Source organism: Nostoc sp. C117 (genome assembly GCF_043099735.1).
GTDB lineage: Bacteria > Cyanobacteriota > Cyanobacteriia > Cyanobacteriales > Nostocaceae > Nostoc.
Genome location: NZ_CP170991.1, coordinates 7,585,837 through 7,597,165 on the forward strand (window position 1 = coordinate 7,585,837; position 11,329 = coordinate 7,597,165).

General features: G+C 42.8%; 4 protein-coding genes. 3 read left to right on the forward strand and 1 reads right to left on the reverse strand.

Annotated features, from left to right (window positions below; translation table 11 throughout):
• The first annotated feature begins 185 nt into the window (after window positions 1-185).
• Complete coding sequence (locus tag ACFG4S_RS32420) at window positions 186-5,516, forward strand: caspase family protein (RefSeq protein ID WP_392532952.1); 5,331 nt, start codon at window positions 186-188, stop codon at window positions 5,514-5,516.
• On the opposite strand, the gene ACFG4S_RS32425 is transcribed toward ACFG4S_RS32420, so the two are convergent.
• On the reverse strand, window positions 5,470-5,790 hold the full coding sequence (locus tag ACFG4S_RS32425) for a hypothetical protein (protein ID WP_392532953.1): 321 nt from the start codon (window positions 5,788-5,790) through the stop codon (window positions 5,470-5,472). The two genes, ACFG4S_RS32420 and ACFG4S_RS32425, sit on opposite strands and share 47 nt — an antisense overlap.
• Before the next feature lie 538 nt (window positions 5,791-6,328).
• Between ACFG4S_RS32425 and ACFG4S_RS32430 the strand changes: the two genes are divergently transcribed.
• Window positions 6,329-6,472 carry a hypothetical protein gene (locus tag ACFG4S_RS32430; protein WP_392532954.1) on the forward strand — a complete coding sequence of 48 codons (144 nt, stop codon included), beginning with the start codon at window positions 6,329-6,331 and terminating at the stop codon, window positions 6,470-6,472.
• A gap of 608 nt (window positions 6,473-7,080) precedes the next feature.
• Window positions 7,081-10,686 (forward strand): pyruvate:ferredoxin (flavodoxin) oxidoreductase, encoded by a 3,606-nt coding sequence (gene nifJ, locus ACFG4S_RS32435; protein ID WP_392532955.1) that lies wholly within the window; start codon window positions 7,081-7,083, stop codon window positions 10,684-10,686.
• The last annotated feature ends 643 nt before the right edge of the window (window positions 10,687-11,329 follow it).

Sequence of the window (11,329 nt, forward strand, 5' to 3'; positions counted from 1 at the left end):
TTTATCCTCAAGTACAAGTTACAGAGTGTTAGAGATGAAGCACTTTTTGAGAAACTTTTAGCATCTTTGCGAATGTTTTACTGTTGTTAAGCGGTTATTTAACTTATTGAATAATTATCAACAATTTGATTTTCTTAAGTTACAACAGTATCTACCTTGTTTACAACGTATTTAGGACTACTGTAATGCCACCAATTGGGATCGCTAGTCGCTCAACTTCAGTCAAACAAACTACAACTCCTAAGCTATGGCTAATGTTGGTGGGAGTCAATCAATATCAAGATGACGGACTACCCAGCCTGAGTTATTCAACAGTAGATTGTCAGGGTTTAGCAGAAGCATTGGTAGATGCTTCTGCACAATTCACTCAAACAGAGGTAACAATATACCATGATTTTGCACCGCAACCACCATCTTTAGAAAACATCCGTGCTAGTCTACGGCAAATTACCACTGCGGCTCAATCTATTGATACTATTCTATTTTATTTTTCTGGACATGGAATTGTAGAACCAAACACGCAGCAAGCATTTTTGTGTTTAGCAGATACTCAAAAATCTCATCTTCAAAACACAGCTTTAGCTTTGCAAGAACTTTTGCTATTTTTGGGTAATAGCGGAGTGCAAAATCAGCTTGTTTGGCTAGATGCTTGTCATAGTGGCGGGATGACGCTCAGAGGTACAACAATAGAATCATTGCTGAATGCTACACCAAAAATGGTTGAAGTATTACAGCAGCGTGCTGCTAAAAGTAAAGGTTTTTATGCTTTGCTTTCCTGTGATGCTAACCAGCAATCTTGGGAGTTTCCCGAATTGGGACATGGTGTGTTTACTTATTATTTAATGAAAGGATTGCAAGGTGAGGCAGCAGATAGCCAAGGCTTAATTTATGTAGATAATTTGTATCGATACGTATATCATCAAACTCTCCAATATATAGATAAAAGTAATCAACAATTGCGGCTGATTAATCAGCAGAAAAAAACTAAAGGAGAAACTCAACTTTTTCGAGAATATCCGTTGCAAACTCCTAAACGAATTGTTGAGGGAGTTGGAGAACTAATTGTAGGGAAAAGATTAACCCAGGCAAATTTTGGAGTGCATCGCCGGATAGGAATAGTAGTAGAGGGATTATCAGTCAGCAAAACAACACTAAATATTAGCAAATTTCTCGGAAGTGCTGGAGATTTTGCACTAGAGTATTTGCCAGCAACAAAAGTATCTGCCGATCGCATTAAAGAAGCGATCGCTCGTCATCTACAACAACCAGCATCAGAAGTTATTCTGCTTTATCTGCGAGGACGAATTGAAGAAACCGATACAGGCGAATGGTTATTGCTGGGAGAAAATATCCGCATCAAGCGTTCTTGGTTGAAACAACAGCTACGCCTCTGTAGCGCTCAACAAATTATTATCCTCGATTGTCCCGTAGCTAATACATCCTTGCAAGATTGGGTAGAAGATTTGCAAATTGACTCCCACCAAGGACAATGTTTAATCGCCTACGCCTCACCTGCTGAAGAACCAGAACGCTTTGCCCAAAAATTTCTCGATACTTTGATGGCGGCAACCCATACAGATGGACTCTCAGCCGCCGGAGCGATCGCTCAACTACAATTATCCTTAGCAGGTAGCGGTGTGACTCTTTCCATCTGGCTATCAGGCACACAAGGCATTATAGAAATTCTCCAAGCAAAAACTTACACGAATACACCAGAAACAACCACAGGATTGGATTTGGGGGTATGCCCATACATGGGACTAAATGCTTTTTTGGAAGAAGATAGTCAGTATTTTTACGGCAGAGAAGCTTTAACTCAGCAGTTAATTCACCAACTACGCGATCGCTCTTTCCTAGCCGTCATCGGTGCTTCTGGAAGCGGCAAATCTTCAATTGTGCAAGCCGGTGTAATTCCCCAACTGCGATTGGGTAAACAAATACCCAGCAGCGAACAATGGTGGATTACAAGCATTCGTCCAGGGGCAAATCCGCTTGAGGCTTTAGCGCGGCGGCTTGGGGGAGCGGGGGGGCAGGGGAGCAGAGGGGCAGGGGAGGCAGGGGAGGCAGGGGAGGCAGAGGAGGCGGGGGAGGCAGGGGGAGTAAAAGAGCAAAAGAATTATTCTTACCCTTTTCCCAATCACCAGTCCCCAATCACCAGTCCCCAATCCCCCTATCTCTTTTTAGAGGGAATATTTCACCAAGGGGTGGAGGGATTTGTTTACTGGATACGCAACCAACCCCATCGAGTTGTGGTGCTAGTGGTAGATCAGTTTGAGGAACTCTTTACTCTGGCTCCAACCGCAGACAGAGAGCTATTTTTAGAATTATTGTTGGGAACGGTGCAATATGCTGGCGATCGCTTCAAATTAATTATTACTTTACGGGCAGACTTTATTGCCTCCTGTTTGGAAGTACCAGCACTGGCTAAAGCTTTGCAGGATTTGAGCGTCTTAGTTCCACCGAAACTAAGTTTAGATGATTATCGGCGGGTAATTCTCAATCCGGCTCAACAAGTCGGGTTAAAAGTAGAACCAGAACTGGTGGAAGTATTGTTGCGGGAGCTAAATCACTCGCCAGGAGATTTACCGTTACTGGAATTTGTTTTAGAACAATTATGGCAACATCGAGTTGCTGGCGAGTTGACTTTACAAACTTATCAAGAGCAACTAGGGGGAATTCAAGGAGCATTAGAGCGATCGTCTCAAGCTGTTTACGAAAGTTTAGATCCCCAAATGCGGGAGTGTGCTAAATGGATTTTTTTATCTTTGACACAACTAGGTGAGGGTACAGAAGATACTCGCAGACGGGTACATAAATCAGAGTTGATAGTCAAAAAATATCCAGCCACATTGGTAGAAAAAACCCTCAACGCCTTAACCACTGCCAAGCTAGTGGTGATGAATTTAGAAGAAGATACAAATATTGCCGAGGGTAGCAAAGGAGACAACAGAACAAGTACCCAACCAGAACAACCAAAAACTTCCTCTCTGTCCCCCTTGTCCTCGTTGTCCCCCTTGTCTCCCTTGTCCCCCTTGTCCTCTTCCCTTTCCCCCATAACAGTAGAAGTTGCCCATGAAATTCTCATCCGTCATTGGTCAACTTTACGCTGGTGGTTAGAAGAAAATCGCGATCGCTTGCGAAAACAAAGGCAAATTGAACAAGCTAGTCAATTATGGCTGCAACGTAGTCAGCAAGCTGATTTCTTGTTGCAAGGAGTACGGCTTGCAGAGGCAGAAGATATCTATATCAAATATACCGACGAACTTTCGGCTGATGTGCAACGGTTTATTGAAGCTTGTTTAGTACAAAGAAAACAACAGCAACTACAAGAGAAAAGCAGACTCAAGCAAGCTCAAAGGGCTGTAGTTGCACTCAGTGTTTTGGGATTAGCGGCTGTCTGTTTCGGCTCTTTAGCCTATTGGAAATCCCAAGCAGCTCAATTGCGAGAAATTGAAGCATTAAATGCCTCATCTCAAGCTAATCTTTTATCGCATCAGCAGTTAGAAGCATTGATTGCCAGTGTCAAAGCAGGTAAACAGCTAAAAAACACTTTTGGCGCACCAACCGATTTGCAAACTCAGACTCTCAATGTTTTACAACAAGTAATTTCTGGAACCCAAGAGCGCAACCGCTTAGAAGGGCATAGCGCTGAAGTATTGAGTGTGAGTTTCAGTCCTGACGGCAAAACAATTGTATCGGCTAGTAATGACAAAACGGCCATAATTTGGGGACGGGATGGCACAAAGTTACGAACATTAACAGGGCATACTGATATTGTGCGGAGTGTCAGTTTCAGCCCAGATGGTCAAACGATCGCAACTGCTAGTTTCGATCGCACCGTGAAGCTGTGGAGAACTAGCGACGGTGGTTTAATTAGAACACTAAACGGTCATACTGCTGAAGTTCTGAGTTTATCTTGGTCTAGGAACGGTAAGACGATCGCTACTGGTAGCGCCGATGGCACTGCTAAAATTTGGCAAGTTAACAATGGTCATTTGCTGAGAACTTTTAGCGGATATAAGGATTTTGTTAATAGTGTCAGTTTTAGCCCTGATGGTGAAATTTTGGCGATCGCTAGTGCAGACAAAACTGTTAAACTTTGGAGTGTTAGTGATGGACTGTTGCAAAAAACACTACTTGGGCATAGTGCCGGAGTTTCCAATGTCGCTTTTAGCCCCGATGGTCAAATTCTAGCTTCAGGCAGTGAAGATAAAACCGTGAGACTGTGGCGCAGAGACGGCAGCTTGTTGAGAATTATTGCAGCGCACAATGCAGAGGTTCTGGGCGTCAACTTCAGTCATGATGGTCAAACCCTCGCTTCCACCAGTGCTGATAGCACAATCAAACTTTGGAGTTCTTTGGACGGCTCTTTACGCCAAACTTTACTAGGACATAGCATTGCAGTCTACAGCGCCAGTTTCAGCCCTGATGACCAGACCTTAGTTTCGGCTGGCGCTGATAAAACTGTTAGACTTTGGCAGCGAGATGATCCTCTATTCAAAACTCTGACAGGACATCAAGGTAAACTCTATAGTGTGAGTTTTAGCCCCGATGGGCAAACTCTAGCCACCGCTGGTGAAGACACTACGATCAAACTTTGGCAGCGTGATGGAACTTTGCGCCAAACCCTGGAAGGTCATAGTACTTCAGTTTATGGACACAGTAAGGATATCTACGGTTTAGCCTTCAGTCCTGATGGCGAGACATTAGCCTCAGCGAGTCTTGACTATTACATTAAACTTTGGCGGACTCGTGACGGCTATATGATTAAAACCCTGCAAGGGCATCGCCGCGAAGTCAATAGTCTCAGTTTCAGCCCTAATAGTCAAATTCTGGCAAGCGCCAGTGCTGATATGACTATTAAACTTTGGAATATTCAAAAAAAAGTTTTAATTAAAACTCTCCAAGGACATTCTGCTGAAGTTTTGAGCGTTCGTTTCAGCCCTGATGGTCAAGTACTGGCTTCATCTGGTAGAGATAACAAAGTTTTACTTTGGAGAGTTTTGGATGGCAAATTACTGTTTACTTTGCCAGGACATACTAACGCTGTCAACGCCATCAGTTTTAGTCCTGATGGTCAAATACTCGCCTCGGCTAGTTCCGACAAAAGTATCAAACTTTGGCAAGTTAGCGATGGAACTTTACAACAAACTCTTACGGGACATACTGATGGCGTCTACAGCATCAGCTTTAGTCCTGATGGCAAGATGATAGCCTCAGCTAGCGGTGATGGAAGCATCAAACTTTGGAACCGTCATGGCAGAGAACTCAAAACTCTTCCAGGTCATACTGATGCAGTATTGAGCATCAGTTTTAGCCCTGATGGTCAATTTTTGGCTTCTGCTAGTTTTGATGGTACAGCTAAACTTTGGCGTCTTTTTAGCACAGAACTGCAAACCCAAGATTTAGATAATCTACTGGTTGGCAGTTGTCATTTACTAAAGGATTACCTCAAAACTAACCCTAAGATTAGTAACCAAGAACGGGGTTCTCTATGTTCAGATTTACGGGGCTAGAGTCGATGGTATTTTGTAAACCTGTACCCAGGTTTTGTAACAAGAGATCTTTGCGAGGAGGTCTCGGACCTGGGCCTTTTACCGGTCTGCCACTACCTGTTGGTCCTGGGGATTGCCCATCCTCTGGGTTTGTAAATTGATTTTTAATTGCAGGAGCTTGAAACTGTGGTTGTAGCAAAACTGGTTGGAAATTACCAACTTTGGGTATAGTAGGTTCTATGGGATTTGCCAAAGTGGGTAATGCGATCGCTAAATTCAAAATTTGCTTTTGCATATCAAGCCTTTTTCCTGTTTAAATATACTTTTAGCTGAACTACTAGGGAGCCTGTACCGTAGATACTTAGCTACAAAAGCAAGCAATAGCATTCCAGATTATCAGTTTAAAACCCTTCAGTGACTTAATAGATCCAGTTGAGTTTTTTTATGCAGTTTTCTGAGTTGTGTTTCCAAAACTCATATCCATTAAATATAAAATTACCAACAGGATGACGGCTGCTTTTAAAGCCGTCCGTCGCCTGATATGCTGTGTATCCTGCTTGGTAGCTTCGGTCACTGGCTAAGAGTAAGAAATATGGGACTTCCAACTAAAAAAATATCTCATCGTTTCGGTGAGTAGGGGACGCAGGGGAGGAAGAATCTAACAATCATCTTCTGTGGCAAAATTGAATAATTTAATTTCTGGAAGTCCCTATAAGGCTACGCCAAATCTAGTAGTTCGCCAAGGAAACTTGGCGGGGTAAAGGGTAAAGGGTAAGGGGTAAAGGTTTTAATCCCTTCCCCTTTCCCCTTTTCCCAGTCCAAACCTAGCAATTTTGGGTTGGCAAACTACTAGTTTGAGAGTATTGTGCCTTCAGTACAATGAACTGACCAATAAAAATAGGGCGATCGCTGCGTCTGGAAAACTTGCGATCGCCTTTTTACCCCAAACAAGAGGTATTTCGGCGTTACTGAATTAAAGTATAAAATTTAAAATTCTAATACTTAAAACCTTTACCTTTGCGTCTTTGCGCTTTTGCGCGAAATCAAATTCATACTCATAAGCAACGCCGATATTTCTAATGATGACCAAGCTTCAGCCCCTAAGCTAACAAAAGATCTGATTGAGCGTTTATAACTTCCTCTTGCTGCTTGAAATATTGAATTTTGGAAATTGCTTTATCATTCATTAACGGGGTAATATTGTCGAGAATACCTTGGTTCATTACCAATTTAAAACATCAAAGATTCCCGACCCCATACCCCAGAAAAAAGAATCAATTGTATGAAACCCTTATCCAATCAGGACTTTGATTCTTGAGTACATAATTAATACATATTAATAGACGCAAATTTTCAAATGAGATACTAATATTTGTAGTATTTATTGAAAGTTAACTTAATAGCAAAAGCAGGTAAGAGGTAATTGGGAAACAGCTTACTATCTTTAGTTTGTTTTGTACTGAGTTGTTTCAACAATCACACCGGATTCTTATAACTGGGGCTGGTACTATTGACTGTTTCAATTAATCATTCTTTGAAACCAGAGGTAAATTCTATCATTAGAGGTGGGGACAAAAATCAAATTATGAACAAAACCTTTGCAACTATCGACGGGAATGAAGCTGTTGCCCGTGTTGCTTACAAATTAAATGAAGCGATCGCCATTTATCCTATCACCCCCTCTTCAGCAATGGGTGAATGGGCGGATGCTTGGTCGGCGGAAGGTCGTCCCAATCTCTGGGGAACTATTCCCAGCGTTGTGCAGATGCAGAGTGAAGGAGGAGCCGCTGCTGCTGTGCATGGAGCATTGCAAACAGGTTCCCTGAGTACCACCTTCACGGCATCCCAGGGGTTATTGTTGATGATACCAAACCTCTACAAAATTGCTGGCGAATTAACTAGCGCTGTGGTTCACGTTGCAGCTCGTTCCCTGGCTACCCATGCTTTATCAATTTTTGGTGACCATAGCGACGTGATGGCAGCTCGTGCTACTGGTTTTGCCTTGCTGTGTTCTGCTTCGGTGCAGGAAAGTCAAGATTTTGCTCTCATCGCCCATGCTGCTACCCTAGAGACGCGAGTCTCGTTTATGCATTTCTTTGATGGTTTCCGTACCTCCCATGAAGTGCAGAAAGTTAAATTGGTGTCAGATGAGGATTTGCGATCGCTCATTGATGATAATCTCATACTCGCCCACCGCCGTCGCGCTCTCACCCCAGACCGCCCAGTATTGCGCGGGACTGCCCAAAACCCCGATGTCTACTTCCAATCTCGTGAAGGCGCTAACTCTTACTACAACGCCTGTCCAGAAATTGTCCAGGGCATTATGGATAAATTTGGAGAACAAACAGGCAGACACTATCAAATCTATGAATATTATGGGGCTAACGATGCCTCCCGCGTCATTGTTCTCATGGGTTCAGGCTGTGAAACCGTCCATGAAACAGTAGATTATCTCAACGCCCGTGGTGAAAAAGTTGGTGTGTTGAAAGTGCGACTTTACCGCCCCTTTGATGTCAAAAGGTTTGTTGCAGCCTTGCCAACTAGTGTACAAGCGATCGCAGTTCTCGATCGCACCAAAGAAGCAGGTAGCGCCGGTGAGCCATTGTATTTGGATGTTGTGGCTGCCATACATGAGGCATGGGGAGATAAGGGAGCAGGGGCAGAATTCCTCACTCCTCACTCTTCACTCAGCACTCCTAAAATCATTGGCGGTCGTTATGGTCTTTCATCTAAAGAATTTACACCAGCGATGGTAAAGGGTATTTTCGATAATCTTGCTCAAAGTCAACCGAAAAATCATTTTACTATTGGTATTAATGACGACGTTACTTATACTTCTCTCAGCTTTGACTCCGGCTTCTCCACAGAACCGGAGTATGTTGTTCGGGCAATGTTCTATGGCTTAGGCGCTGATGGGACAGTTGGGGCTAACAAAAACTCCATCAAGATTATTGGTGAAGAAACCGACAATTACGCCCAAGGCTATTTTGTCTACGACTCCAAGAAATCCGGCTCAATGACCGTTTCTCATTTGCGCTTTGGTAAAGAGCCAATTCGCTCCACCTACCTCATTGACCAAGCTAACTTTATTGGCTGTCATCACTGGGGATTTTTGGAACGCATAGATGTTTTAAAAGCTGCTATTCCTGGAGCGACTTTACTGCTTAACAGTCCCTATGATGCAGATGCCGTTTGGGAAAATTTGCCACTAAAAGTCCAGCAGCAAATTATCGATAAGCAGTTGAAATTATACGCGATTAATGCCAGTCAAGTTGCCCGTAAAAGCGGCATGGGTGGCAGAATTAACACCATTATGCAAGTATGCTTCTTTGCCTTAGCAGGTGTCTTGCCAGAAGAAGAAGCGATCGCTAAAATCAAACAAGCTATTGAAAAGACCTATGGTAAAAAAGGTGCAGAAGTTGTCCGTATGAATCTGCAAGCCGTAGACAACACCTTGGACAACTTACATCAAGTAGACATCCCACAGACAATCAACAATTCAAACTCCCCACTCCAAACTCCTCACTCTTCACTTAACTCCGCCCCCGAATTTATGCGGGAAGTTCTCGGTAAAATCATGATTTGGGAGGGAGACGATTTACCTGTCAGCACCTTACCCCCTGACGGCATCTTTCCTGTAGGTACAGCCAAATGGGAAAAACGTAACGTTGCCCAAGATATACCTGTGTGGGAGACAGATGTCTGCGTTCAATGTGGTAAGTGCGTGATGGTTTGTCCTCACAGTGCTATCCGTGCTAAGGCTTATCAAGAAGATGAGTTACTCAATGCACCAGAAACCTTCAAATCAACTGCTGCCAAAGACAAAGACTTTGCCAATCAAAAATTTACCATTCAGGTAGCTCCAGAAGATTGTACGGGATGTGCCATTTGTGTAGAGATTTGCCCTGCCAAAAACAAATCTGAGCCATTGCGGAAAGCAATTAATATGGCACAACAGTTGCCATTGCGGGAACAAGAGCAGAAAAACTGGGATTTCTTCTTGAGTTTACCGAATCCTGACAGGCGATCGCTAAAATTAAATCAGATTCGCCAACAACAACTGCAAGAACCTTTATTTGAATTCTCTGGTGCTTGTGCAGGTTGTGGTGAGACACCTTATTTAAAACTATTAACACAACTGTTTGGCGATCGCGCCGTCATCGCCAATGCTACAGGTTGCTCCTCAATTTACGGTGGTAACCTCCCCACCACTCCTTGGACAACCAACGCCCAAGGACGCGGCCCCGCATGGTCGAATAATCTATTTGAAGATAACGCCGAATTCGGTTTTGGCTTCCGCCTCTCCCTCGATAAACAAGCTGAATTTGCAGCGGAACTTTTGCAACAGTTGAGCAGTGAAGTAGATGAAAACCTTGCCTATTCTATCCTTAAAGCCGAACAAAAATCCGAAGCTGACATTTGGGAACAGCGGGAAAGAATAGAACTGTTGCAACAGAAGTTAGATGAAATCGTAACTTTCGACCCAAATCTAAAATCCAAAATCCAAAATCTCAAATCCCTTGCAGACTACCTGGTGAAAAAAAGCGTCTGGATTGTTGGCGGTGACGGTTGGGCTTATGATATTGATTTTGGTGGTATCGATCATGTGATTGCAAGTGGTCGGAATGTGAACATTTTAGTTATGGATACAGAAGTATATTCCAACACAGGCGGTCAATCTTCCAAAGCCACGCCAAAAGCCGCAGTTGCTAAATATGCCGCCAGTGGCAAGCCTGCGCCAAAGAAAGACTTAGGTATGATTGCCATGACCTACGGTAATGTCTACGTAGCGAGTGTCGCCCTTGGTGCTAAAGATGAACATACCCTGAAGGCATTTTTGGAAGCAGAGGCTTATGATGGTCCATCAATAATTATTGCTTACAGCCATTGCATCGCCCACGGCATTAACATGACCACAGGGATGAATCATCAAAAAACTCTGGTAGAATCAGGTCGTTGGTTGTTGTATCGGCATAATCCAGAGTTGCTCAAACAGGGTAAAAATCCCTTGCAATTGGATATGCGATCGCCAACGCAACCTGTAGAACATTCAATGTATCAAGAAAATCGCTTCAAAATGCTCACCAAGAGTAAACCCGACGTTGCCAAACACTTGTTACAACAAGCTCAAGCCGAGGTAGATACACGTTGGCAAATGTACCAATATTTAGCAAAACGCGATATTTTCTGAACATCTGCGCTGGTTGTTAGTTATAAACATCGTGATTTTCATCATTAAAATCACGATGTTTATGACACAATACAGTTCAGATAAGACCAAAAAACTTGTAGAGACGGCGATTTATCGCGTCTCGAAAACCCAAAATTTTGTACCAGTAGCCCTTAACTGAACCGTATTGGTTTATGACAAATATTATAATTTTCATTACAAAATCACAAGCTTGGTGATAAAAATTGCGATTTTCATTAAAAGCATTATGATTTTTTTTTTACTAAGGCTGTAGTTTAAGTTGTGTTGAACTAGAACTTTAACCAAAAAACACGCAAATGTTGGGTAAAGTTGCTCAACACAGTAAGAACAGAGGAATGTCTACGACGGGCTACGCCTACCCAAAAACTTTACTTGGCACTTCTTAAAATTCACTATAACTTTACGAAAACGACGCCCAGCCTATTGACACTGTTTATAGCTTCATAAGAGTATTCAAGTAGTTTAACGGTTATCAAAGTAATTTTTGTTTACAAGGTCAAACCGATTGAATAGCTGACACCAAAAAACTGCTATCAATACAATTCGTAATTGTAAACTTTGTAATTCGTGATTAAATTTCCTAATTACGAATTACGAATTACGAATTAGAAATTATGCCTTG

What these genes read in the sequence shown, in the direction of transcription:
- ACFG4S_RS32420 (WP_392532952.1), top strand. Translation starts at nt 186, where the DNA reads ATGCCACCAATTGGGATCGCTAGTCGCTCAACTTCAGTCAAACAAACT.
- ACFG4S_RS32425 (WP_392532953.1), bottom strand. Translation starts at nt 5,790, where the DNA reads ATGCAAAAGCAAATTTTGAATTTAGCGATCGCATTACCCACTTTGGCA.
- nifJ (WP_392532955.1), top strand. Translation starts at nt 7,081, where the DNA reads ATGAACAAAACCTTTGCAACTATCGACGGGAATGAAGCTGTTGCCCGT.